General features: G+C 36.2%; 21 protein-coding genes and 9 pseudogenes. 18 read left to right on the top strand and 12 right to left on the bottom strand.

Translation table 11 applies throughout. The features are described 5' to 3' along the window. Positions 1–842: 842 nt before the first annotated feature. Positions 843–947: pseudogene (locus J655_RS25245) on the top strand (IS5/IS1182 family transposase); the annotation flags it as partial. A gap of 57 nt (positions 948–1,004) precedes the next feature. Here the strand turns inward: J655_RS25245 and J655_RS0104955 are convergent. The 5 genes and pseudogenes from J655_RS0104955 to J655_RS24235 all read right to left on the bottom strand — a co-directional run bounded on the left by J655_RS0104955 (position 1,005) and on the right by J655_RS24235 (position 4,874). Next, a pseudogene (locus tag J655_RS0104955) lies at positions 1,005–2,270 on the bottom strand (type II toxin-antitoxin system HipA family toxin). Beyond that, on the bottom strand, positions 2,270–2,575 hold the full coding sequence (locus tag J655_RS23695) for a helix-turn-helix domain-containing protein (RefSeq protein ID WP_032053371.1): 306 nt from the start codon (positions 2,573–2,575) through the stop codon (positions 2,270–2,272). Before J655_RS23695 ends, J655_RS0104955 begins: the two are co-directional and overlap by 1 nt. A 920-nt stretch (positions 2,576–3,495) precedes the next feature. Continuing rightward, a pseudogene (locus J655_RS25710) lies at positions 3,496–3,748 on the bottom strand (DNA polymerase V subunit UmuC); the annotation flags it as partial. 349 nt (positions 3,749–4,097) lie between these two features. Next, entirely contained in the window at positions 4,098–4,694 is a 597-nt protein-coding gene (locus J655_RS23690) for a putative adenosine monophosphate-protein transferase Fic (RefSeq protein WP_032053367.1), read from the bottom strand. Positions 4,695–4,706: 12 nt separating this feature from the next. Further along, positions 4,707–4,874, bottom strand: coding sequence for a YhfG family protein (locus J655_RS24235; RefSeq protein ID WP_068555624.1), 168 nt, complete (start codon positions 4,872–4,874; stop codon positions 4,707–4,709). Between the two features lie 277 nt (positions 4,875–5,151). Between J655_RS24235 and J655_RS23685 the strand changes: the two genes are divergently transcribed. From J655_RS23685 to J655_RS25360, 14 genes and pseudogenes are all read left to right on the top strand, one after another. Then, positions 5,152–5,643: a hypothetical protein gene (locus J655_RS23685; protein ID WP_228132283.1), complete on the top strand. Its 492-nt coding sequence runs from the start codon at positions 5,152–5,154 to the stop codon at positions 5,641–5,643. Further along, positions 5,630–7,984, top strand: coding sequence for a hypothetical protein (locus J655_RS23680; protein ID WP_032053364.1), 2,355 nt, complete (start codon positions 5,630–5,632; stop codon positions 7,982–7,984). Before J655_RS23685 ends, J655_RS23680 begins: the two co-directional genes overlap by 14 nt. 4 nt (positions 7,985–7,988) lie before the next feature. Further along, positions 7,989–11,189, top strand: a complete 3,201-nt coding sequence (locus J655_RS23675) for a site-specific integrase (protein ID WP_032053362.1) — start codon at positions 7,989–7,991, stop codon at positions 11,187–11,189. A gap of 215 nt (positions 11,190–11,404) precedes the next feature. Beyond that, the gene (locus tag J655_RS23670; RefSeq protein WP_032053360.1) at positions 11,405–11,875 is read left to right on the top strand and encodes a hypothetical protein; all 471 of its coding nucleotides are present in this window, start codon (positions 11,405–11,407) and stop codon (positions 11,873–11,875) included. A 66-nt stretch (positions 11,876–11,941) separates the two neighbouring features. Beyond that, positions 11,942–12,124, top strand: coding sequence for a hypothetical protein (locus J655_RS23665; RefSeq protein ID WP_004795942.1), 183 nt, complete (start codon positions 11,942–11,944; stop codon positions 12,122–12,124). A 192-nt stretch (positions 12,125–12,316) separates the two neighbouring features. Next, entirely contained in the window at positions 12,317–12,553 is a 237-nt protein-coding gene (locus J655_RS0104950) for a hypothetical protein (RefSeq protein ID WP_000152660.1), read from the top strand. Between the two features lie 662 nt (positions 12,554–13,215). After that, complete coding sequence (locus tag J655_RS23660) at positions 13,216–13,671, top strand: hypothetical protein (RefSeq protein WP_005071565.1); 456 nt, start codon at positions 13,216–13,218, stop codon at positions 13,669–13,671. A gap of 61 nt (positions 13,672–13,732) precedes the next feature. Further along, on the top strand, positions 13,733–14,200 hold the full coding sequence (locus tag J655_RS23655) for a hypothetical protein (protein ID WP_000378524.1): 468 nt from the start codon (positions 13,733–13,735) through the stop codon (positions 14,198–14,200). Beyond that, positions 14,169–14,810: pseudogene (locus tag J655_RS0104945) on the top strand (putative metallopeptidase). Before J655_RS23655 ends, J655_RS0104945 begins: the two are co-directional and overlap by 32 nt. A 59-nt stretch (positions 14,811–14,869) precedes the next feature. Then, positions 14,870–15,411 (top strand): annotated as a pseudogene (locus J655_RS23650) (DUF2280 domain-containing protein). Continuing rightward, positions 15,395–16,707: pseudogene (locus tag J655_RS24985) on the top strand (terminase). Before J655_RS23650 ends, J655_RS24985 begins: the two co-directional pseudogenes overlap by 17 nt. A gap of 39 nt (positions 16,708–16,746) precedes the next feature. Continuing rightward, positions 16,747–17,289, top strand: a pseudogene (locus J655_RS0104935) (hypothetical protein); the annotation flags it as partial. A gap of 38 nt (positions 17,290–17,327) precedes the next feature. Then, complete coding sequence (locus J655_RS24980) at positions 17,328–17,552, top strand: hypothetical protein (RefSeq protein WP_004882762.1); 225 nt, start codon at positions 17,328–17,330, stop codon at positions 17,550–17,552. Then, entirely contained in the window at positions 17,503–17,757 is a 255-nt protein-coding gene (locus J655_RS25360; protein WP_000236586.1) for a hypothetical protein, read from the top strand. The genes J655_RS24980 and J655_RS25360 overlap by 50 nt, the downstream gene beginning before the upstream one ends. A 78-nt stretch (positions 17,758–17,835) precedes the next feature. Here the strand turns inward: J655_RS25360 and J655_RS23630 are convergent, their stop codons facing one another. The 3 genes and pseudogenes from J655_RS23630 to J655_RS23620 form a co-directional block, all read right to left on the bottom strand. Next, positions 17,836–18,123 (bottom strand): helix-turn-helix domain-containing protein, encoded by a 288-nt coding sequence (locus J655_RS23630; protein ID WP_001258992.1) that lies wholly within the window; start codon positions 18,121–18,123, stop codon positions 17,836–17,838. Further along, positions 18,110–18,319: pseudogene (locus J655_RS23625) on the bottom strand (type II toxin-antitoxin system RelE/ParE family toxin); the annotation flags it as partial. The pseudogene J655_RS23625 and the gene J655_RS23630, both read right to left, overlap by 14 nt. A 255-nt stretch (positions 18,320–18,574) precedes the next feature. Then, entirely contained in the window at positions 18,575–18,895 is a 321-nt protein-coding gene (locus J655_RS23620; RefSeq protein ID WP_000088946.1) for a type II toxin-antitoxin system Phd/YefM family antitoxin, read from the bottom strand. 187 nt (positions 18,896–19,082) lie between these two features. Between J655_RS23620 and J655_RS23615 the strand changes: the two genes are divergently transcribed. The 3 genes and pseudogenes from J655_RS23615 to J655_RS23605 all read left to right on the top strand — a co-directional run bounded on the left by J655_RS23615 (position 19,083) and on the right by J655_RS23605 (position 20,931). Then, positions 19,083–19,472, top strand: a complete 390-nt coding sequence (locus J655_RS23615) for an AAA family ATPase (RefSeq protein ID WP_002072923.1) — start codon at positions 19,083–19,085, stop codon at positions 19,470–19,472. Beyond that, positions 19,400–19,945, top strand: a pseudogene (locus J655_RS0104925) (IS5-like element ISAba13 family transposase); the annotation flags it as partial. The gene J655_RS23615 and the pseudogene J655_RS0104925, both read left to right, overlap by 73 nt. A 758-nt stretch (positions 19,946–20,703) precedes the next feature. Beyond that, a complete protein-coding gene (locus J655_RS23605) occupies positions 20,704–20,931 on the top strand; it encodes a hypothetical protein (protein ID WP_000286812.1) in 228 nt (75 codons plus the stop codon). Positions 20,932–21,038: 107 nt separating this feature from the next. Here the strand turns inward: J655_RS23605 and J655_RS0104920 are convergent, their stop codons facing one another. The 4 genes from J655_RS0104920 to J655_RS23590 all read right to left on the bottom strand — a co-directional run bounded on the left by J655_RS0104920 (position 21,039) and on the right by J655_RS23590 (position 23,769). Then, positions 21,039–21,248 (bottom strand): hypothetical protein, encoded by a 210-nt coding sequence (locus tag J655_RS0104920; RefSeq protein ID WP_000069471.1) that lies wholly within the window; start codon positions 21,246–21,248, stop codon positions 21,039–21,041. Beyond that, positions 21,241–21,543, bottom strand: a complete 303-nt coding sequence (locus J655_RS23600; protein ID WP_001140619.1) for a helix-turn-helix domain-containing protein — start codon at positions 21,541–21,543, stop codon at positions 21,241–21,243. Before J655_RS23600 ends, J655_RS0104920 begins: the two co-directional genes overlap by 8 nt. Continuing rightward, a complete protein-coding gene (locus J655_RS23595; protein WP_000269901.1) occupies positions 21,536–21,892 on the bottom strand; it encodes a type II toxin-antitoxin system RelE/ParE family toxin in 357 nt (118 codons plus the stop codon). Before J655_RS23595 ends, J655_RS23600 begins: the two co-directional genes overlap by 8 nt. A 551-nt stretch (positions 21,893–22,443) precedes the next feature. Continuing rightward, the gene (locus tag J655_RS23590; RefSeq protein ID WP_001280604.1) at positions 22,444–23,769 is read right to left on the bottom strand and encodes an ISNCY family transposase; all 1,326 of its coding nucleotides are present in this window, start codon (positions 23,767–23,769) and stop codon (positions 22,444–22,446) included. Positions 23,770–23,833 lie beyond the last annotated feature (64 nt).

Below are 23,833 nucleotides of genomic sequence, written 5' to 3'. Positions count from 1 at the left end.
CTATAACTGAGGTCACCTAAATAGCATGCATAAGTTATGTAAGTTACGCTACTTAAATAAGTTAAGGCGCTAAAGTGATAAAAGCAACATGATGACTATAGCACTGAGCACTGGTGATTTAAGTCAATGCTGCAATCCGCATCATCGTTGGAATAAGTGGACAGATTCCTGATAAAGAGTGCTATAACTTACGTCACTTAAATAGGATACATAAGTTATGTAGGTTACGTCACTTAAATAAGTTAAGGTGCTAAAGCGATAAAATCTACACGATGAGCACATAACACTGGTGATCTAAGTCAATGCTGCAATCCGCATCATCGTTGGAATAAGTGGACAAATTCCTGACAAGGAAATTGCAGCGGGATTGGCTAAAGTTACTGCGCTAATTATCAGTTGAGATGTCGTTATTGATTATGCCTTATACGGAACTTAAGAATTGGGCCTCGTTGCGAACAGCAAAGCCAGAAATCCTGCAGCTCCGCGGACGCTGATAGGTAGACAAATTCCTGACACGAAACACTATAACTGAGGTCACCTAAATAGCATGCATAAGTTATGTAAGTTACGCTACTTAAATAAGTTAAGGCGCTAAAGTGATAAAAGCAACATGATGACTATAGCACTGAGCACTGGTGATTTAAGTCAATGCTGCAACCCGCATCATCGTTGGAATAAGTGGACAGATTCCTGACAAAGAGTGCTATAACTTACGTCACTTAAATAGGATACATAAGTTATGTAGGTTACGCCACTTAAATAAGTTAAGGCGCTAAAGCGATAAAATCGGCTTTGTTGCACAAAGCTGTTCGTAAGGTCTAATTCAGCAATATAATTTCCGAATGAAGAAGCCTACACCAAATATCTACCGTACAATCAACTGGTCCAAATACAATCAAGCCTTAATTAATCGAGGAAACATTTCGATTTGGTTTGATCCTAAAACTCTGTACTAGCTCAAACCCTATTTGAATATGAGAGCATGCTCTTAATTTGGATTCCATTTACGTTGCCGTTAAAAAATCAATATTTTGTTGAATTCGTGATTGAATCATCTGTAGGGTAGGTTCTCGAATTTGATTGGGATACAGGCGCTGCGCAATTTGACTAAATTGAAGTGCAATTTCTCGCATGGCTAAGATGATCTCATCGACTTCTAGAGTAGTCAGATTCGCTTCTGAAGTACCGAGTTTATGTATGTCATTTCGGGAAATATTGAGCGCTTCTCCCATAATGTCCATTTGATGATAACCACCTGGACCTTCACAGAAGGTCACATCATAGGCTGGAGCTAATTTCCATTGACCATTTTTTGCCATGAGAAATGAAAAGTTCTTGGTATGATCATTCCGATTATTGAAAAGTACATTAAACACAGCACGTTTAAAAGCATGCTTCCTTTCTCGCACATCTTGCGTACACATCAAAGTTGCCCGGAGAAAATTGCGATAGTCTAGGCTACCTGGAACTTTATAGTCTGCTCCGGTATATGCAGCCAAACTCTGCATTGGAATCCGCATGCCATTTTGACGGTTGAATCGTTTAGAAGCAAAAGCTGTTAAACCATTGGGCAAATTAAAGAAATAGGTATCTGGAGTCTCGATTGCACAAAGTCGCAAACATTCTGCATAGACGGCTTCAATGGCGCAGACTTCAGGGTGCTCTTGCTGAGCAGGAAACTTAATCAGCCAGGCTTCATGTTGATTAGAAGCTTGAGTCGAAAACTCTAAATTGACAGGATCTCAGTAAACCAATGCTTTGGGTCTGGCACCTTGGGGGGAGCCCCCCATGACCAGCAAATGTTGTAAAAATTCGCCACCTTCTCCTTTGAGGACTTCTTGGACCTCCTGTGCCAATTGCGGCAGGGGGATATTCTCTGAAGTTTGCATCTCTGCGACATAGGGTTCAAAGGAGAGGGCCCCCATTGCATGGGTGCTAATATAAGTTAGACGTTCCAAAGGGCCGATTCGTGCTGGATTCAGTCCAATTTTTCGAAAATATCGATCCATCAACAACAAGCCCCAACCATCTGGTAAAGCGTCATAGACTGGACCTGGGAGTCCCATTTGATGAGTAGGAAAACCCTGTCTGAATGGTAGACCTTTTAAAGGGAGTAAGTAAGAAGAGAGCTCAACACCTCGCTGTATTGCTTCTGGGCTATATTCAAAAGCAATGTTGGGTCTACCAGTTGTGGCAGTTGAACTAATCAGCGTTCCCCACAGCCAAGTTTCACCCCAACCGTTGTAATAAACATTAAGTCTATTGAGCATTATCCCTTCCTCTTAATACGCTGTCGCTTACTTTGACTCTCATAGCGTAAAATGTCATTTACACTGTTAAGCTGAGGTTGGAACAGCTCCTGAAGTTCGTTTAATCGGCCCAAGACCATCGCGATTCGTACTAAGTTTTCAACAGATACATTTCGTCCCGCTTCAAGATTCGAAACCGTATTCACGCCGACACCTGCGCGTGCTGCAACCTCAGCTTGAGACAGCTCCTGAAAGAGTCGTTGCTTACGTAAACGCTCACTTAAAAGAGTCACAACTTCTTCGGGTTTAGTGAAATATAAATCCATTAAATTGGGTCTTAAACTTTAATAATTTAATTAAATCACAAAATAATGGAATTAATCTATAGCTATAGTGTGGTTGAGGAGGGCTTTGTTGCACAGCACATCGGAAGGTAGGTATGGTCTTTGGGTATCGGTTACAGAAATTCATCAGGATGTACTTTGACTGATTGTTGATAAGAAAATCTCAGTATTTAATTTTTTCTTTTTGGTCACATTACTTAGAAAGGGTTCTTCGAAAAGTAGTTCATATTTTAAAAATCTTATAAATATTGAGGATATTTTCTTAAATGCTTTCAACATAGCATGCGGGGATATGTAACTCGTACGGGCTTAGTCTGCCTTTTAGTGTGAATTTTTTGGGCGTGAGAGGGGGAGAGGTGTAAGGGCAAGCAATTTATATCGTGGATACTTCTAAATTATTTATGTAATAGAAGGCGGCAAACATGGATTTTGAGGTAATAACACTAAATCTAAAAAAATTGGAAGAATAATTTATTAAATTATTGTTTTTATGTGGCTGTTAGTGATGTTATGAATAATAATAAATTTTTTCTTAAGGAATTTTACCTAAAAAATTGATCAGATAATTTTCTTTAAATGTCATGTATACATAAATTTGACAGTTTGAAGGGATCGGTATGTGCATTTTTCACAAGGTTAAAGATCGACCATAAATGTGATAAACGGTAGAGCATCATTGAAAAATGAATGGATTTAAACACTACATGTATGCACGGAAAAAAGTATCCCTGCGGTTCTGCTGACAGGCTGTATTGAGCATTGAATGCAAATGATGTAGTAATTGTCTACATGCTATAAGACTAGCATGATGAAGAATGAAATGTAGTTGCTAATATCTAACTTGGGTTGAAAAGCATAGCGTTGTTATTCGGAGAAGTGAGGTGAGCCATCCTTCTCTTATACTTAAAATGATACTTACTCAACTGATCTCGACTCATGGGCTGGTTCCAATTAGATGGATAATAACTTCCATCCCCTATTTTTCTTACTACATTTCTTGCATTTAATCCCTTCTTTGGAGATTTGATTCAGCATCACTGTTGTCGATTGGATCAAATCAATGACATAGTTCGTTGGTTCAGGAAAAGCAGAAGAGGCTGCTTTATTGCAAAAGAGAACATTTGGATCAAATGGATTGGATTACACAAAAGCCATGATACAGCCACAGAGCAATTCACCTGCATGTAATCTGTAACATCCATTCCGGTCATCAGACGAAGATTAATCTGAAATTTAAGCACTAAACGCCATAAATCTATGTATAGGCAGACTTTTTTGAGACATATGTTGATAAATATGCGGCAAGTTACATTGCTTAAAAGTCTATCTAAGTTAACGATCTATTCAATTCTAGATAAGTAATCTGAATATTACGATCCTAAATTACCCGAAGAGTATTAAGATTTCTAAGAATCGTGTTTGTTGGTTTATTGGGTAAATTAACCAGTGGAATGAAGCAAAGATAATGGCTTATTAAGGATTGTGGGCCCCGACTACTTAAATTTTAGGTATTTTGAATAAAGCATATTTCAAAAATCTGAATTAATGGATTTAAATTACCATAAAAACCTTCAATATTGGCTTGAATCCATTGTTGTTGAGAGTCAATGCGAGACCAATCAATACCATAACCACAATGAGCAATCAGATGCTCAAAGAAAATCCGTTGTGTACGTCCATTGCCTTCACGGAATGGGTGTATGACATTAAGCTCACAATACAAGTCGGCAAGTTGAGGGATCAATTGTTGTGATGCTAAGCCTTGAAAGTACCTTTTTTCTTGAAGTGGTTTAAGTAATTTAGTAGTTTCAATTTCAATACGGGAAAAATTACAAAAACGGGTATCACCTTTGGAAATATCGATTTGTCTTAACTTTCCTGCCCAGTCGTATAAGTCGCCAAAGAGCTGCGCATGAATTGATTTTAAGTATTGTAAGTCGTAAGGTGGTTCAGCATATTCAATGAGGCTACTTGCTAATCCAGACAGTTCCAGTTCAGCTTGTTCTAAAATTTGTTCATCACGAATATTGAGTTTATTTTTTAGGATATTTGTGCCAGGGTAACAATACAGGCTGTCACCCATTTCCCCATATTTATCCATACATGCACCTGACTAAGATTCGGGTTGCGAATACTTCTTATATTTTTGCAAGATTTCAGCTTTATTCTGTTGAGTTGTTTGAGCTGTCGTTGTAATGCCTTCAAGCTTTAGGCTGGCTTGATAGTTTTGCGAACGTGTCGCTTGAATATATTTTCTTTTCTGTTCAGTGGTTCTGAGCATTTCTAAACTCCATTGATGCTACACGTGACGTAATAAGTATAGCAGAGAATCTTTTTGATCAATGCTGCATACACAGCATATCGAAATGTAATACAACGGTATTATTTCATGTAATAACAGAAAACTAAAAAAAATTGGAAGAATTCTTAAAATTTAGACCGCCCTAGATAAGTAAACCGTATGTATTTGTTGAGAATTGTAATTTTGAGAAAATTTAGTTGATAAATTAAATGAAGTTTCATATACAAAGATATGCTCATTTTTTATATCGATAAAAATGTTAAAATTTGACTATTTGGTAAAAAATATAGAAATTTTTATGGGGCAATTTATCATGCCCTTTTGCTTTGACCGAAAAAATTTTCAACTTGAGATAGTAAAAATTAACTCAGAACTACTGAAAATCAAAAAGATTAAACAGAGTCAGAAAGTAGTAGTACAAGCAAAGTTCAAAATAATCTATGTTAAAATTTGGCAAAAAATCTTGCTATTGATGCAAACGGAGCCAGGCTTACGTGTGCATTCTAATTATGTTGCAATCTTACAGTTGATACATAATCTTGATGATTTTATCGAAAAATCACAACAACATTTGTGCTTTGAAAGAAAAGCTCAGAAAGAACTGGGTGCTAAATTTTTTGCAAGATTTTTTAAGCTAACAAAGAATTCAATAAAGGATCAACTTTTACCAAATTGTTCTGATCACAATGAATTTAAACAATGTAGCGTGATAAAAATATTAAGCGAAAATGAATATGCCGAAGATTGAAGCAGAAGAGCAATTTTTAGATTTAGCAGAAAAATTCCAAAACGATTATTGCTTATTACGCAATCATGTTGTGAATACACAATTTGTCGATCTATCAGATGATTTACGTGAAAAAGCCCATGCTCTATATAAGGAAGCGCAACAGATATATGGCTATATATCTAGCTCTAGACAATTAGGTAAATATTATTTTCTAGCTTCTTTAAGTTATTTTGCATGTCCGACTACTAGTAATACTCAAGAGCTGTCGTCTGAACGTTATTTGATTCTACAAGCGAGTTTTTTAACATATCGGCAGTATCAAGAATTTGCAAAAATTGATAAAGCTGAGAATAAGCAAAAACATGTTTGTGACCTTTTACGCTATGTCTCACGATATGTGCTGGATTCTAATAATGCTGAATTATTTCATGAATGTAGTAAGCTGCTAAATTGTTATGTCACGTACGAACGTAATTTGAAAAAAGAGGATCGTAATCAACTTTTTAATATTAAAGATTTCAAACAAGTACAAGTCATAGAGTATTTATCGGCTCTATTAATAATTTTTAAAAGACTAGATGATCGTCGTGTTGTTCATCGTCAGCGTAAGTCAAAAAAAAGCAAAGTTTTGAAATGGCCAACTAGAAATGAACTCAAAAAATTTCGTGAAATAAAAGCAGGTAAGCATGAAGATATCGGACATAACGCAAAGATCAGTTTTTATGATGCCTCTCTTTACAAAGATGAAGATGGTGAAATTGAGTTATTGGACACTGAAGTAGAATTATACTCTGAAGATGAAAAAACTAAAAATTTTAATCATTTAATTAGTGATTATGCTGCGTATTACACGCGGCATCGCCAACGCCGTCATGCGCCATTTATTACAAATCCACATTATTTGGCGCCAGATATACTGAAGCAAATTGTTTATGTGCTAAGAGCTGAATTATCAGGACGACCGAGGAATGCGGCGATCGCTGCTGCCTGTTTATTGTCTTTATTGACGGGATTATCACCCGTTGCACTGATGAATTTTAATGACCTTATTCAGGAGGGTACGTTGATCCAAAATGGTTCAAGTAGACGTCGCGAATATTTACTAAAATTAAATCTTACAATTACAGAGCAGAAGATTAAGAGCTTAAATCATGTGCGATGGAATGAAGTGATAACACATCAACTACATTTACCTTCTGCTTGGTTTGACTATATAGAACAAGCATCGAATCCACTAATTTCTTCAACACACATTAATACCAAACTTAAGAATTGGCTTGATAATCGGTTTGTAGGTTCGATCACTGTTGAAAAACTGCAGGCTCAATTATATTTTCATATATATTATGAAACATATAATGAATATCTTGCTCATGTAATTGCTGGGCGGGATAGTCAGCATCACATGCCTGGTATCTATTATGGAGGGCTACCGAAAACTCAACTCAGTAGCACATATCTAGCCTTTGTAGAAACAGCACTTACACCACATTCCTCGCAATTTACTGAAGACACGGCTGAACTCAAAATATTGCGACAACAATTCCAAGTGCAATCTGCATTATCTATAGGAAGGATAGGGAGCCAACTGGCACTTGAACCCGATTTTGTGAGAGAGCAATTCGATAATTTACATAGACATTGTCACGAAAACATCCAAAAAGATAAGCACATTATTAATCAACTTAATGCATATGCGTGTTGGATGTGGCATATCAGCTTGTTGAGTTTGGCAAGTCGGCCTAAAAAAAACCTGTTGGGGAATTTGGATGATTATTGTGTTGAGCTCAAGCTTTTATATGTAAACGATAAAAGAAATAGTAAAGCAAGAAAAGATGGTCGTTTTATCCCTTTATCTGATTTTTTCATAAAAACACTGCAAAATTACACAGCCTTTTTAGAACAAATTATTGAAGCGTACGGCTCATTTTTTAGACAAGTCTTTGCAAAGAAGAAGATTACTGTAAATGATCTTTTTGGCAAGGTCATTTTTAGTAAAGAGAATCTTCCGATGACTATTAGAGAGTGGCAGAGTAAACGGATTAAGTTAATCCCGTTATCAAGGATCTGGGTAAATACATATATGCAAGGAGTCTTTCCCAAAAAAATGTATTCGAATTGGTTACGTCATTTTGATATGAATTTTTTGATGTATGCAGAAGAAAAAGAAGAAAAAGAAGAAAAAAAAACTGCTTTAGCATTCCATTTAATTCAGGCTCTTTATGGTCATGACCAACGTGACCGAGAGGCTTTTCATCCGTATTCTTCACTTATTCCAAATGTCTATGTACAGCAAGCCCGCCAGCAATTGCAAGATAATGTCAAATCTTTATCGATTAAACACTTAGAGCGAAAATAGTTGTATGCAAAAAATCAAAGAACTAATAAAAACACAACTAGAAGATCTATTTGTTGATATTCAGAAATTGGTGAAAAAGTCGCTAGATAGACAGCCTTTTTTACCTGAAGTACTGACGCAAGACATGCAGCAAAAAATTGATCAGCAGATCGCTGAAAGATGGCATGACATTAAAGATAGTGCTGATTGTTTGAGTCAAGATTTGAGCCGAGCCGAACAAGCAGAACTGATGCAATTTACTGAAGATGAATTTAATAATAGAAGGAAGCAATTCAACCAGAATGTAGATAAAAAATCATACAGAATTAGGCTAAATCCACATACTAAACGGATCGTACTGCCTAGAAAAATTGAGAGTACAGAGTCACGATTAGAACAGGGGCATTTACATATCCAGGTAGTCAAAGAATTAAGGCAGTATTGGCAAGATTCATTTGAATATTGCGTTGAACCGAAGTACTTATGGGGAAATTTATGCTTAAGTTTTATATATATTTCAGGCTGTGCAGATGAACAGCATTTGATTACTATTCAGAAGCAATTGCAGGATGCCATTGAGCTTGGTACAGATCTAAATTGTTTCTGGTTATACCATTCTGATTACCAAAGGATCACTAATCCATTGGTACTACATTATCGTGTTGAAAACTCTCAATATGGCAACGATGTAGAACAGGGAAAGTTGTACCAATGGAAACATGTTTTTTTTAACCCCTATGCGCAGTTCATCTTGCAATATTTAAAGAAGTTGAAAGCTACTCAGAAAGAATTTCGTCTGCTACAGTCAGTTGAAGATTGTATTTTAGAAAGCTTGAGTAATATAGGCAGGAAAAAAAGTCTGGGTGATCTGCAATATCAAATTAAACGCCGTGGATTTCGTGCATTTAATGATGTGCAAATGGTACTCGAATTTAATCCAAACCTCAGTATAGATATATTTTTGAGTAATGTGCTTCAGCAAGAGATTAATACCGTCGCCTTACGGCCATCCGAATTTGGATTGCTGTGGAATAATGAATGCAATCAAGTCATAGAACCAGAGAATCACCCTATTCATTTTGAACAAGAGCAGTTACATCCTGAAGTTCCGACTGCTCAAAGCAAATTACAAACGATTCCGTATGAGTTGATGTTGTTTGATCAAAAGAAACGTAAAGGTCAAAAAGTTGAGCGCTTAGATAAAAAGAGGAATAAAGAAGAACGCACGCTACGTTTTTGGCAAGAAATCAGAAGGGTGTTAGAGAAGAAGATGCGTGATGCAAATACGGAAGAAAAGTCTTTAATTGAAGCCCAATTACGCTTAATTCACTGGTTAGTGCATTTAAAAAAAAGAGGGCTTCAATTATCAACTATTGAAAGCTACTTAGGATCATTTGCTAAAGAATTTATATTTGAAATTTGGCTTAATAAATTGGATTTAAAGCAACAATCCATTGATGATTATGAAGATTTATATCGACAGTTGTTGAAATATAGCAGTGAACGAGATGCACAAGCAACTCAACGTGAAGCTGTTAAAGGAAAAACCTCTCGTAAGATGCACCAAACAGCAGAATACCGTTTTGGTCGCCTAAAAGATTTTCATCAATTTTGTATAGATAATTTTAATGCACCAGAGGTATTGGTGTTACAGAATTCAAGTTTTAAGCATTTACAAATTTGCAATGCACGCCTAGTAAGCCCTTTGTTATTTGGCAAGCTATTGGAAAAACTAGAACATTTAAGTCAAGAGCCAACGGCATCAGAGTGGGTCGATCATCTGAGTTGTTTAAAGCTGATGTATTTACTAAGTTATAGAACTGGACTCCGATTAAATGAAGTTCGTTGTCTTAAAATACAAGATATTATTTGCCCAGAGTTACTTTATAAAGAAAAAGAAAATACAGCTTTTAATAATATCACGCTTCATATTCAGAACAATTCATATCGCCGTCTGAAAACGCAAAGTGCAAATCGTCAAATACCATTGAAAATTGCCTTGTCAGAACATGAGTTTTTAGTAGTACAACATTACATACAACATCGTTATGAACAATATTTGTTTAATCAGCAGGATGATCTACTTTTTAGTGTTAATCATCGTGTATTAACTGATCAATGTATCAGCAAAATTACAGTAGAGTTGTTTAACCAAATATTAGGTATGCATCATGGCTTTAGTTTTCATACGTTGCGCCACAGTGCTGCTAACTATCTAGCAATAACTTTGCTGGGTTCAAAAGAAATGATTAAAACATATACAGATTGTCCTTGGGTAAAAGCAAAAAAGATGCGTGATTTATTGTTTGGTGTTAAAGCACGTGCTCATGAAGAGATTATTCAACATAAATGGCAGGTGCTTGCCTCTTGGATGGGGCATAGCAGTATTGAACAAACGGCTTCAAATTATCTTCATGTTTTGGATTTATTAGCAGTCGATCGAATTTACAATTCGCCGTGTATCATTTCAAAAAAAGTCCTAGAACAGTGTTTTGGTCCAGTGAATTCAAGTACAGAGTACATAAACTTAAATCGTTATACTCAGCAGCAGAAATGGTTTAACTCTTATCAGCAAACACAGCCAGTTATGATTGCTGGTCGACAAGAAAAGAAGTTTAGTATCGAGAATAGTACTCTGACGCCTTTTCAACGTTTGATAAGTTTAAGAGATGGCCGTTCAAGCGAAGATATTCAAGCACAAGAATGGATGCAGCGATGTCAATTTATGAGCACTAAATGGATGGACCCCAAAAATTTTAATTTAAAAACGAATTATGTTAGTAATAAAAATTTAGATGTGGGTTGGTTTGATGAGCTTTACGACAAAGCTAAGAAACTGACACGTTCTGATGAAATAATTCCTCTCCTTGATTTGCATAACCAACATGATAAGGGGAAAGATATACCTAAAGAGTTGAACGTGGTCAATGCACTTAAGGTATTATTATTATTTGGAAAATTACGTAAAAACTTTCTACATTTTCAATGCATAAAGAAAGATGATGAGCAACAAATTGCTAATTTTATTGCTGGTATAGAGCCAATTATTGGAGATCACCTAAATTTAGACAAACAGAATTATCCAGTTAATCTGAAAGTGCTTGAGAGAACAGTTAAATTTAGTTTTCAAAGAGTTGTTGGTCCTAATAAAAAAAATGTTACTCTACTGGTTATATTTAATTTAATGTTAAAAATCATGCAAGAAGATGAACTATGGTTAAAATAGCCTAAGCAGATTAAAAAGGGGAATTTAAAAGCTTTAGCATCACAGTTTGATTACTGGATTTTAAACAATAGTGTGAAGATTAGCGCTTTGGTAAATCGATGAGCTAAAGTGTTGTAGTCCAAACTCGATCTGACAGTTACCCATTTTTGAGCTGTTGATTAATTTATCAAAAAAAATCAAGCCACCCACGGGTGGTTTTTTATTGCGAGGTCAAAATGGAATTCCGACATGTTGTTAAGAACCATTGCGACATTTCACCAGTAACTAACTTTCTTAATGTGAATCATGCTAAGGCAGCGAATGAAGGGAAGCCGTTAGTTGTATTGATCGCACCACAAGAGAAAGATCGTTCGAAGGCTCAAAACCGTTTGTACTGGATGTGGCTTAATCAATGGGCTAAACGTCAAGGTAAAGATAAAGATTACGAGCATCTGTTCTTTAAGAAAAACTTCTTAGCAAAAATCTATGATTGCGATGACGTTGGCCAATACAAGAAAACATTCAAGGCTGTAAGAGAGTTGAAAGATTCTAAGCATCCTCTCTACCAAGATGTAGCAAGTGGCCTATGTGAGCTAATGAGCACTACAGACGCAAGTACAGTTCAATTAACCGAATACTTAAACGACATTCATGCTTTCTGTAATAAAAACGGGTGTTATTTGGAAACGCCTGATGATCTTAAGTAGGTGCTTGAATAGTTGCTGATTTCATATTATTAATGTCTCTCACTTTATAAAATGAGAAACTAACAAATGGTAATGAATAATATTGAATATGATGCGGTGGTTGAAAGTGCGAAAATCAAAGCGAAAAGCGATATAACAGTAGCGGTTTTAAATAATGCAGCAAGTACTGGTTTAGTTGCAATTAATGATGCAAGTAAAGAAAAGCTTATAGAGTTTATCAAAAAACTGCATGATCAGATTGATGAATAATATGAACCGCCCTTAAAGCGGTTTTTTATTGCTAGTAGAATATTTAAGGTACCTTTTCTAATAGGCACATACTATTAAAGTGTTTTTTATTTATTTTTTAGATTGAAAAGATTGCTATTTGAGTAATTTAAATATAAAAATCTTTATTGATTGAGCGTAGTTGTTATACAGGATATTTATAAGGATTTTAAAATGACAATTATCACATTGCTTGATGTTGAGACGAAGAAGAAGGTGATAGTTCGGTCCGTAATAGACCCAATAGCAAGAATAGACAAAAAAGGGAATATACAAATTATTCAAATTCATAAATGGCTATATGATGAATCTGGAGATTTCGTTGATGAAGACTTATATGAGGCACTCAACAATGGAGAAGTTGGAATATACTTAACTTTGCAGTATATGATCATTGATATTGAAAATTAATTATTTTATTTTTAGTCAGTTTGAGTTCTTACTCTCTAGAGCCTAATGGTTACTGCACATAAGACATTATTAAGTATTACCTATTGATGGACACATATTCTTTATAAGTCTTGATAAGTAAAAAAATTATGTAGGCTAAAAATAAAACCATTTAAAAAAAGAAATCTTTATCTATTTAAATATGAATATTTGATATTTTTAATTCAATCCCTATTGCTAGTGCTTAAATATTATGCCAATATGAAGTTGGAGATATTTCCGAATAGATATTTCCTATTTCAGGTTTAAGCGTTTTTTTTCGCTAAGTCCATTTCTGAATAAAAATAGGAAGTGGGCTTTTTTATTTTTAAATATTTCTGTATTATCAGTGTGTTGCTGTAGGTAACACTAAACCTTGTTGATCAGCGCAAATATCAAAAAGGGGGAGCTTGCCTACTAGGCAAGCTTTTTAAATTGATCAACTAAACACAATAATCCATTTCAAAGCTCATTAGAAAAATCAAACTTTCCTAGCTTTTATTCGTACTAATTTATTGAATCTAATCGTCTTTATAATTTTAAAAAATTCCTTAAACTAAAAAATGGAAAATTTCTTGTTGCAACATTGTTATAATAGGACTACCTTAAGAAAAAATACTTTATAAAAATGAGGAGCTGCTGAAATGCCACAGTATCTCATGTTTGCGGAAAATGTTTATAACAAAATTAAAGATGAGGAATTATTTTCACATGACTGTATTGAAAATATGAACTTACTTATGACATGTATACGCAGAGAAATTGAGGGAACAGAATTTAAATTAAAATTTAATTTTATTGATTTTGTTGAATTGTTCAGTAGACCATTAGATGAATGTAAAGTAAAAATAGATGTGAGTTTGATTCCTCCTCATAATTCAGAAGGTGAGTATATTTTATGGTTAGCTGGATTTATCGAAAAAATTACAGAAGGTGGACCTAAACCACCTCCGCCTATAAAGAAATTTATTCCAGAGTATATGAGCTTGAAATCTGAATTAGATTTTTTACCTTTAAATGAGGAAAAAATTCAAACCGAAGGTAAAGAAATTACGGATTACTTTAATTCAAAGCTCTATAAGTCAACTTTTAAGAAGTAATACTATATTGCCTGTGAGTTTAGCCACCGCCTAAGGGCGGTTTTTTTTATGGGTAAGAATAATGGATTCTACAGAATACTTTTGGCTTACTCGGAAAAAAGAACCTAAAACTAAACCTAAAAGCTGGCCACTGCCAAAGCCTACACAAAAATATCTAGAGGCAGAAGAAGAATTTACTGAAACTTTAGATAATCTGGAAATTAAATATGAAAAGAAATTTCAGTTTAAGTCTGCTAAGCACTGGCGGTTTGACTTTCATTTAATTGAGTATCGAATACTAGTTGAAATTGCGGGTGGTCCATGGTCTGGCGGTCGTAAGGGCAAACTTAAAAATAAAGCTTGTAGTCTTGATTGTTACGATGTGGCTGAAGAGATGGGCTACACCGTAGTTCGCATAGAGACAGCTTCAAGATGCCGCATTGATGAGTCTGGACTTTTGCAGTTACGGACTGAATACGCTAGTGAATGGCTAAAAAATTTAAAGAGGCAAATATTTAATGGATCAGATCAGACCATTTCCTCCAACTGATTTTATTGACCAAATAGATGAAGAGGAAGCGATTCGCATAGTACCTGCGTCTGATTTAAAAAATTGGGTAGTTGCTAATTTTCTTACACTTGGTGGACCTTTACATAATCCAGATCATGACCATATCGCTGAGATGCTTCATGACAATGAGGGGTTTTTGGCTTTTGCATGGGCTTCTACTGCTTATACGAGAGCTAAGCGCATGGTGCTCGGCCAATGTGAAAAGGTTATGTTTCAACAAGGCGGCTGGAAGAAAGCCCGTCAAGAGTAGCAAATGCGTGATTGGTTCGGTTTTGTTCCAATTTACTTAATCACTATCGATGCAAGCTTTTGTGAAAAGGCAAACGATAACGAATTTTGTGCTTTGCTTGAACATGAGCTCTATCACATTGGTGTAGAGCGAGATTCGGACGGTGAGATTATTTACAGCGATCATACTGGCTTACCAAAGCACTATTTAGCTGGCCACGATGTGGAAGAGTTCATCGGTGTTGTTAAGCGCTGGGGAGCTAATGACAGTGTTAAGCGGCTTGTTGAAGTCGCTAAAACCCCGCCGTTTGTTTCTGATTTAGATATTTCTAAATGCTGTGGAAACTGTGTAATTACCTGAGCCTTTTGGCTCATTTTTTTTGCCATGTTTCCTTGACGTACCTTGACGGATAGAGAGAAATGGCGACATTAAACAAAAAGCAGAAACTCTTTATTGTACAATCGCTTGCTGTGTTTAACACCCCTCAAGAAACAGTAAGTCTCGTCAAGGAGGAATTTGACATTGATGTTTCGAGACAGCAGGTAGAGTCATATGACCCTACAAAGTTTGCTGGGAGAGACTTAAGTAAGGAACTCAAAGAAATTTTCGAAAATACACGGGAAGAGTATTTGAGTCAGCCACTAAATAAAATCAGTGGAGCAAATGACATTGTTCAGTTGAAGATTTTAAGTGATTTGCTTTGGACTAAAAAAACAATGTGACCATGACAATTAAGATCGTGGACCAAATACAAAAGATCATGAAAGGGTTTTATGAGAAGAAGGGGGAACAAAATAATAAAGGTGGTAATTCTGAAGCGAACCAAACTAAAGCTGAAGTAGAACTTGAGATTAAAAAACTTGAACTTCAGAAGTTACAACGTGAGGTAAATCCACCTGAAGAGGATTACAAGCTTGTGCTGAATCCTGATGAGGAGATACCAAATGAGCCAATTCTTTAATCCTCCAGAAGGTTCAGTTCAATTAACGCCTAAGCAAGCCAATATTTATTTGTGGGGCTGGCAAAAAGAAGCTCGATTACGTGATGCTGTTTATGGCCGACGTTTCGGTAAAACATTCTTGGCCAAAGCGGAAATGCGAAGAGCCGCAAGACTAGCGGCTAAATGGAATGTTTCGGTAGAGAATGAAATCTGGTATGCAGCGCCTACCTTTAAGCAAGCAAAACGGGTTTTCTGGAAGCGACTAAAACAAGCTATTCCAGCATCTTGGCGAGCTGGTAAGCCTAATGAAACTGAATGTTCAATTACTTTAAGAAGTGGCCATATTATCCGTGTCGTTGGTCTAGATAACTATGATGACCTTCGTGGATCTGGTTTATTTTTCTTAATTATTGATGAATGGGCCGACTGTAAATGGGCTGCATGGGAAGAAGTGCTTCGCCCGATGCTTTCTACCTGTAAGTATATGGTGAACGGCGAACAGCGAGTTGGTGGCCATGTTTTAAGAATTGGTACGCCTAAAGGCTTTAACCATTGTTATGACACATTCATGGATGGTCAGCCAGGGCATCAGACTGTAAAAGCTTTTCTTACACTTCATTACAAGGTGGAAATATTCCTGAGTTTGAAATCATTGTTGCTAAACGCAAAATGGATCCTAAGACATTTAGTCAGGAACATGAAGCAAGCTTTGAGAGCTATCAAGGTGTCATCTACTATTGTTTTAACCGGTTGCTAAGTGCATCAAGTGAAACAGTTAAGGTTAATGATGTTCTTCATGTGGGAATGGACTTCAACGTAACTAAAATGGCTGCTGTGGTATATGTTCGCCGTGGTGAGCATATGCATGCGGTAGATGAGTTCTTTAATCTATTCGATACTCCAGCAATGATTGAGGCTATCCAAGAGCGATATCCTAATCACGAGGTTGCAGTTTATCCCGATGCTTCAGGTGAGAATCGAAAGTCGAGTAATGCTAGTGAGACAGATCTGGCTTTATTAAGAAAGGCAGGTTTTAAAGTCCATGTGAACAGTAGAAACCCAGCAGTTAAAGATCGTATTAACTCAATGAACGGTATGCTCTGCAATACTTTGTCTGAGCGTAGATTATTCGTAAATGTAGATAAATGTCCTCACTTTGCCAAATGCCTAGAGCGACAAATCTATGATGATTATGGACAGCCGGATAAGAGTGCCGGTTTTGACCATATGAATGATGCAGGTACATATCCAATTGCTTATTTATTTCCGATCGACAAGAAATCTGTTGGAGTTCGAAGGATTCGCGGAATGTCTTAAACAACGCACCTTTTTTGGTGCTTTTTTATTGGTGTTTTTATGGCAGTTACTGATAAACATCCGCAGTATATTGCTGCACAAAAAAGCTGGCAGATTATGCGTGACGCCGTTGCCGGCGAAGAGTAGATCAAACAGGCTCAGACAAAGTACCTAGCTAAATCGGCTGGCATGATTGAAGCAGAAAAGCAGGGGGATACTGCCGGAGAGATCTATAAAGCTTATCTAAGCCGTGCTCAGTATCCATTATGGGTTCAAGATTCGCTACGTACGATGATTGGTTTGGTTTCTAAGCTACCGCCAAATATTGTGATCGAAAGTACTTTGCTTCAAGAATTTATCGCTAATGCAACTAATGATGGATTTGGCCTTAAACAGCTCTTCATTAGAATTTGTCTTGAACTTCTGGTATTTGGTCGTTGTGGTTTGCTAGTGGATGTTGATTCCAATGGGGTTCCTTACTTTGCGCTTTATGACGCGCTTTCAATCATTAACTGGAAGGAAAACAGCATTGGTGGGCGAAAAGATTTAAAGCTTTTTGTGCTCGTGGAGCAATTTGATAATAGTGAAGATGAATTTGGCCATAACATGATTATTAGCTAATTTTAAGGTGTTGATATTATATGAAAAAAATTATTTTTTTAAGCTTAGTTCTTGGTTTGGTAGGGATTAATGGTTGCTCAAAGGTGGAAAAAGAGTCAAAAGAAGCTATCTTAAGCACCTTAAAAGATCCTGATTCAGCCCAATTCCAAAATATAAAAGGATATTGCGGAGAGGTAAATTCTAAGAATAGCTACCGTGGTTATTCAATTTGCAATAATTTGGGAAGCACACTGCACTCCAAATAAATTATCTTTAAAAGAGCGCAATGAGTGTGTAAAGGATGCATATAATCAGTCTCTTATAATGGATGCAAGGCTTAAAGGGGTTTCCAAGGAAAGCTTAAGGAATGAAATACTAACAGACAAAAATGCATCAAAAGCAGAAATTCAAGAAGGCTTAAGAGATATTGATCGTGCGTATAACAGTAATTTCAAAGATAAGGGTCTATAGGCACAGGATGTTGTTGCTAAATGTGTAAAGTTGATTGATTAGTGAATTGGTAAAAAGCACCCTAGGGTGCTTTTTTATTTAGACAAAACGCACTTCAACATGTTTACCAATTGCCGCAGCATATTTTTGCAATGTGGCAATAGATGGTGATGGTTTGCCTGTGATCAATGCTTTTTCTAGCCGTGAAACGGCAGGTACATTTGTTCCCATGCGTTCTGCGATTTGCGCTTGGGATAGACCTGCCTCTCGAAGTGCAGTAAGTACCATATCGAGCAAGGGCATTTCTTCACGTTCAATTCGTTCGTATTCGGTACGCACTGCTGAACGAGATAATGCAAGTGCTTTCATTTCTTCATGTGTTCGCATTTTTCACCTCTTTCATGCGGTCAAGTGCTAGGTTTAGATCTTGCTTAGGTGTTTTTTGGGTTTTCTTAACAAAACTATGGAGCATTACAATGCGTTTACCGACTAGTGTGCAATACATAACACGAGCAATACCTTCTTGAGATTTTAAGCGCAACTCAAATAGTCCTTTACTCATTGGTAATGTGTGAGATTCTCCTAAGTTTGCGCCGGGGGTGAGTCTATTACTTTACCCAGTGCATTATTTAATATAGTTCTATAGACATCCAAGCATTCTTTGTAATTTTCAATAAACTTAGTCAACTCTATGTCATCAGGGCTACTTAATTTACGAAAATGTTTTCACTTCCTATTATTTCACGAAAATCAAAGCTCATTGTGCAACGAATATAAATATAAGATGACTTTTAAATCAGCTTGTCTCTAATCACGAATCCGCTAATATCCTCAAAAGCTATTTTTCTTGTCCATTTACCTCTTCAAATACACCTTTGGGGTTCAAAAGCATGTGTTTGATCGGTTGACCAGTGAGCTGATTAATATCCAAAAGATCATAAACCATTTGTTGTCCTAGCTGTTCACGCCGGACGGCTTCAACAATTTCCTGCATGTTTTGAAATTCTTCAAAACTCAGAACAACAGCTTCGGGCGTATTCTTCGTATAAACAAAAACAGGTTTATGACTTTCTTTGACACATTGAATAATTTTGCTCCAAGATTTGCGAACATCAGACGCAGAAACAATCGCACCGTTTATAAAAGTTAATCGACTCATATCTAAGACCTTATACTGGATGGCAAAAATTAAATCACTTTAGAATATTGTTCCGAATGTAAGAAAACGACCGTTATTTATTATGGGGCTATTATATATTTCTAAAATTAGTAGATGATATTTGTATGTAACTATATAATCTAAAAAAATAAATTTTAAATCGTGCAAATTAAAAATAGGTAAAGCTATGCTTACTGGAGTCTATATAAATAATGTTGCTACTTATAGTGTACCAACACAATTAGATGGTTTAAAGCAGATAAATTTTATATTTGGGGCAAATGGGTCTGGAAAAACTACAATTGGTAGAATTATAGATCAACCATTAGGCTACACACATTGTTTACTTCAATGGCTTGGTGAAGAACCAATAAAAACTCTAGTCTATAATAAAGATTTTATTGATCGTAATTTCAATCAAGAAAATACCGTTAAAGAAGTTTTTACTCTAGGTGACGATCAAGTTGAGGCAGAAGGTCAAATTGCTTTATTGCGTCCACAAATGAGGGTGAATGGAAGCGTAAAAAACATCAGCCTGAATATCGTCGCCAATGGCGTAAATTACATATTGGTATAGATGCTAAAACCTTACAAATACGCGCTGTTCAGCTCACAACCAACAATGTGAGTGATTCACAGGTACTTGGTGATTTACTCGATCAGATTCCACAAGATGAGAGAGTTGACTCCGTCTATACCGATGGAGCTTATGATACCAAACAGTGCCGACAGGTCATTGCGGATCGGCAAGCACATGCAGTGATTCCACCAAGAAAAAATGCGAAGCCATGGAAAGATAAAAAGATGGGCTCGCTAGAACGCAATGAGTTGCTTCGAACAGTTAAACGTTTAGGAAGAACTATTTGGAAGAAATGGTCAGGCTATCATCGGCGAAGTTTGGTTGAAACCAAGATGCATTGCATCAAATTATTAGGGGATAAACTCAGTGCGAGAAATTTTCAAAGCCAAGTCAATCAGATTCATGCACGTATGGCAGTATTAAATAAATTTACGGACTTAGGCAGACCACATACCCGAGTTGTCATTTAAATTTGAGTAGACATGAGAAGTCTTAACTTTTAAATCTTTGTGCAACAAAGCCTTAACAAACTAGAATTTATTCTTCTATTTGAAAGGATTCTTAAAATACTCTTTTAATATGGAAATAATTAATAGTGTACTGATTAAACCTAGAAATACTATAAGAACCCACAACATACAATCCAAAGAATATTAAACATTACTGATACAAAAATAATAATATTTTTTTGTCTATTAAGTAACTGAAATTTAGTTTTCTTTACAAGTTAAGTGTTTTATTAAGTTATAATTAAAAGTAAATTTTTCCCAACTAGTATAAAGTTTAAGATTATAGGTTATTGAATTGTTTCTTATGCAAAAAAAAGTCAAGAATCTTTATTTAAGAAAAGGTGAACACTCATTTGTTCTGCAATCACAGTTTATTTTTAAAGCTAAGCAGCAAAAATGGACTAGTGAAGATATCCAAAAAATTATAGAAAAGACCTTATATCAAGATAAATATAGGGTATATGCAATTTTGAGAGAGTATTCTAGCCAGAATTACGGGTAAATTTGACTTGAAAAAGAGAAGGACTAAAGTCTTTTAGAAGGATATATCTTGGATCCTGAATAAGATTTTTACTATTAAAGGAGTAAAGTTTAGCCTCGATATAAGTTTAAGCTATTATTTTTACAATAATATTCCATATATCAATACCTAATTTAACTTTAGTTCTTATCGCCAACCCTGTATGGTGCCCGTTCAGAAACACTCTATCTAGGCTAATATGTATAGTTTTTCTGTAAAAGATTTAGATCAATTAATTGAAACGAATCTCAAAGAGGGGAATAAATACAGTAAATTATTGATTGGATATAAATTATTTTCTGATTTGATGAATGATCCTATATTTTATACAGAAGTGTCTAATTCAGCTCTGAGCGCTACGAAAAGAAAATATAAGCAACTAAAAATTAAAATCACCACACATCAATATCAGCTTCATTTTGAATAAATCAATAAAACGAAAGTTCTCAGCTCTCTTCGTATATGAAAAAGTCACAATTTATGGCCTTTCTCATATCTATTTAGCATAAAATCTCTTATGCGAATCTGGAAAGATTAAGTTATTTCGTAATATTTTATCCAATAAGCATTGTCGAAAATATCAGTGTAATAGCTTGACTTCTTACAATGTGAAAAATAGTCACAGCATAAATCTCTAATAATCTCAATTTCCTCTAGGCTATCAGCAGCATTGACTAAAAATATAAACTTGTCCAAGTTAACAAGTAATTTACTACTATTTTTCAAAGGTTTATTATTAGACATTGAATCCTATGTGTTTTCCTGTTGGAAGCTCTACATCTATACGAAGTTTTCCGCCCATTGCTTCGACATACTTTTTCATCGTTGAAATTTTAAGATCATGACCACGATTTTCGATTGCTGACAATGAAGGCTGTTTGATTCCAAGGGTTGCAGCCAGTTCTTTTTGAGAAATCTCTAACTCTTCACGAATAAGGTGAAGCTGAGTTTCCAACAATAATTCATCCGCCATTTGTTGAATACGAGCTTGACTCTCTGGAGAGCGATTAGCCAATAATTCTTGTAGGGTCTTAGCCATTAGATTGATCTCCTAAAGTTGAAAGATGAATTTCGTATTGCTGATCGGCAATATCTAACATCTCTTTATAAAAACGCTTTTTACCGCCTTTATCACCGATACACAGCACAATAGCTTGTCGTAAAGGATCAAACGCGAAAAAGGCTCTCAGTGGTTTACCTCGATGCTGAACACGTAGCTCTTTCATATTGGTAAATTTGGAGTCATAGACGGTATCTACTAAAGGACGACCTAAACTTGGTCCCTGTTGCTGTAGAACGACCAACGCTGCGAGTACTTTCTCTTGTGTAGATTCATCTTGCTGTGCAAGCCATTCGTTAAACAGATCCGTTGTAATGACTGTCCACATATTACAACCATAATATAGATTACAATCTATATTTTATGCTTAATTGAATTATTATTCAAATGACAATAAAAAATCCCGACGTCATGTCGGGATTTTTCGGTGTGGAGCGCATAGGTAGGGCTGACTACCTAATGGTCATGGTGTCTGACTGATTATTCTTGTTTTAAGTCATTGAACATCCTGTTCATATAGATCGATCATAGGGACTTCACTGGTGCTTGGATACAAACAATTTCGTAAAATGCTGTAAGCCAAAGCGTACAAGAAATCATCAAAAATTATCCCAAAGCTTATCCGTAAGAAATGGGGATAAATTCAGAAATGGAAGCCTTAAGGAATCGGAAGGAAATTACGATTTGATCGCTTTTTAATCAATTTTATTGGCAAAATATATCAAAACTGCTCATAAAAAAGCCGACTTGTTTCCAAGTCGGCTTTTCGACATCGTCGAGCAAATTATTTATAGCATAAATTTTTGATTTTTATATGTTTCAATTTGTTCTGTTATTCCTAAGTAGAAATGTCCTACCTTAAAACCAAATAGAAATGTCCTATACCGACATTTCCAAGTCAAGCACAGGATTCAGATTTCGTTCTTTGATTACTGTTTTCTGTGCACGTCTGCTTGGCATCTTTTGAGAACGATTGCGTTTATTTTGTTGTTCTAGTTCTTCATGCTGCTGTTGAATATGGGCTAATACAGAACCCAAACGTTTATTTTCAACAATCTCTCGCTGGTTGAGCTGACTTAATTTATCGAAGATGCTGTAATTGATTTTTCTTCCCTGATATTCAATCGCGACTGTACTATTCGGGTATTCCAGAAACTCAAGATACTTGCCAATCAATCTTTGGTTTTCTTCCGTTTTTTCCAAGAGATATACGCACTTATCATAAGTGATCGTCAGGCTATTCGTGACTCTGCGGGGTTCACGCCAGGTAAAAAAATCATCTAATTCTTCGGCTGTTTCAGTGACAGTCCGGTGTAGATCCTTGGGATTAAAGGCCATCTTGGCAAACTTCTGATTGAACTGCTCAATGAAGCAGGGTAGCCAGGCATTGGCTTCGGCAATCGAACTGATGCCTTCCAGACGCATTTCTTTGATCAGACGGTCCTGAAGCGTTCTATTGGCTCGTTCTACACGGCCTTTGGCCTGTGGTGAATTAGCGAAGATAATATCGATATTCAGGGTGCTGAGTACGCGCCCAAACTGGGTAATCTTGGTGTCTTTCTTACTGCTTTGATTCACCCTGAAGACTGAATGTTTATCGCTGTAGAAGGCTAAAGGCTTACCATGCTGCTCAACATACAAACGTGTTGAAATCATATAGTCAAAGGTTGATTCTGACTTACAGAAGCGTAAATGCTGTAATTTGCCTGTGGCATCATCGATAAATACCAGCAGACAGCATTTAGGGGCTCGACCTTCAAACCAGTCATGGTGTGAGCCATCGATTTGGATCAGTTCACCATAACAGTCCCGGTTATAACGAGGCTGATACGGGCGTTTCAGACGCTTGGCACGAGGAGTCCATAAATCGGCTGCAATCATCCAGGAACGCAGTGTTTCCACTGAAATATCAAAGCCATGAACGGTGGTGAGCTTTTCATGCGCTAAAGTGGGTCCGAAACCATGCAGTTGATCAGAAACAATATTGAGGCACTTGAGTCTGAGCTCTTCAGGAAGCCTGGAATTGCTGATTTGACCACGACCGGCATGGGCTAATGCAGCTGGGCCTTGAGCTTTGTATTTTTGCAATAAACGCCTGATCTGACGCTCTGAAATATGAAGTAGCTGAGCAGCTTGGGACTGGGTTATGCGTTGATCACAGATTTCCTGCAAGACCGACAATCGTTTAAGTTCTTTATCCGACATAGACACCAACATATCAAACCGTCCGCTAAGGAAATTGCAAAAGTGCATATTCTAAAAGCGGACA

It is taken from the genome of Acinetobacter sp. 1294243 (assembly GCF_000588015.1).
Classification (GTDB): Bacteria; Pseudomonadota; Gammaproteobacteria; order Pseudomonadales; family Moraxellaceae; genus Acinetobacter; species Acinetobacter pittii.
Note: the sequence above shows the minus strand (reverse complement) of the source record. Positions and strands in the feature narration are given on the sequence as shown.

Bases quoted from the DNA above. Each gene is read 5' to 3' on its own strand.
- J655_RS23680 (WP_032053364.1), top strand. From the start codon at position 5,630: ATGCCGAAGATTGAAGCAGAAGAGCAATTTTTAGATTTAGCAGAAAAA.
- J655_RS23695 (WP_032053371.1), bottom strand. From the start codon at position 2,575: ATGGATTTATATTTCACTAAACCCGAAGAAGTTGTGACTCTTTTAAGT.
- J655_RS23675 (WP_032053362.1), top strand. From the start codon at position 7,989: ATGCAAAAAATCAAAGAACTAATAAAAACACAACTAGAAGATCTATTT.
- J655_RS23605 (WP_000286812.1), top strand. From the start codon at position 20,704: ATGTATAGTTTTTCTGTAAAAGATTTAGATCAATTAATTGAAACGAAT.
- J655_RS24235 (WP_068555624.1), bottom strand. From the start codon at position 4,874: ATGCTCAGAACCACTGAACAGAAAAGAAAATATATTCAAGCGACACGT.
- J655_RS23600 (WP_001140619.1), bottom strand. From the start codon at position 21,543: ATGGCTAAGACCCTACAAGAATTATTGGCTAATCGCTCTCCAGAGAGT.
- J655_RS23630 (WP_001258992.1), bottom strand. From the start codon at position 18,123: ATGCGAACACATGAAGAAATGAAAGCACTTGCATTATCTCGTTCAGCA.
- J655_RS23595 (WP_000269901.1), bottom strand. From the start codon at position 21,892: ATGTGGACAGTCATTACAACGGATCTGTTTAACGAATGGCTTGCACAG.
- J655_RS23685 (WP_228132283.1), top strand. From the start codon at position 5,152: ATGTTAAAATTTGACTATTTGGTAAAAAATATAGAAATTTTTATGGGG.
- J655_RS23660 (WP_005071565.1), top strand. From the start codon at position 13,216: ATGCCACAGTATCTCATGTTTGCGGAAAATGTTTATAACAAAATTAAA.
- J655_RS23690 (WP_032053367.1), bottom strand. From the start codon at position 4,694: ATGGATAAATATGGGGAAATGGGTGACAGCCTGTATTGTTACCCTGGC.
- J655_RS23620 (WP_000088946.1), bottom strand. From the start codon at position 18,895: ATGAGTCGATTAACTTTTATAAACGGTGCGATTGTTTCTGCGTCTGAT.
- J655_RS23615 (WP_002072923.1), top strand. From the start codon at position 19,083: ATGCTTACTGGAGTCTATATAAATAATGTTGCTACTTATAGTGTACCA.
- J655_RS23655 (WP_000378524.1), top strand. From the start codon at position 13,733: ATGGATTCTACAGAATACTTTTGGCTTACTCGGAAAAAAGAACCTAAA.
- J655_RS23670 (WP_032053360.1), top strand. From the start codon at position 11,405: ATGGAATTCCGACATGTTGTTAAGAACCATTGCGACATTTCACCAGTA.
- J655_RS24980 (WP_004882762.1), top strand. From the start codon at position 17,328: ATGAAAAAAATTATTTTTTTAAGCTTAGTTCTTGGTTTGGTAGGGATT.
- J655_RS23665 (WP_004795942.1), top strand. From the start codon at position 11,942: ATGGTAATGAATAATATTGAATATGATGCGGTGGTTGAAAGTGCGAAA.
- J655_RS0104950 (WP_000152660.1), top strand. From the start codon at position 12,317: ATGACAATTATCACATTGCTTGATGTTGAGACGAAGAAGAAGGTGATA.
- J655_RS23590 (WP_001280604.1), bottom strand. From the start codon at position 23,769: ATGTCGGATAAAGAACTTAAACGATTGTCGGTCTTGCAGGAAATCTGT.
- J655_RS0104920 (WP_000069471.1), bottom strand. From the start codon at position 21,248: ATGTCTAATAATAAACCTTTGAAAAATAGTAGTAAATTACTTGTTAAC.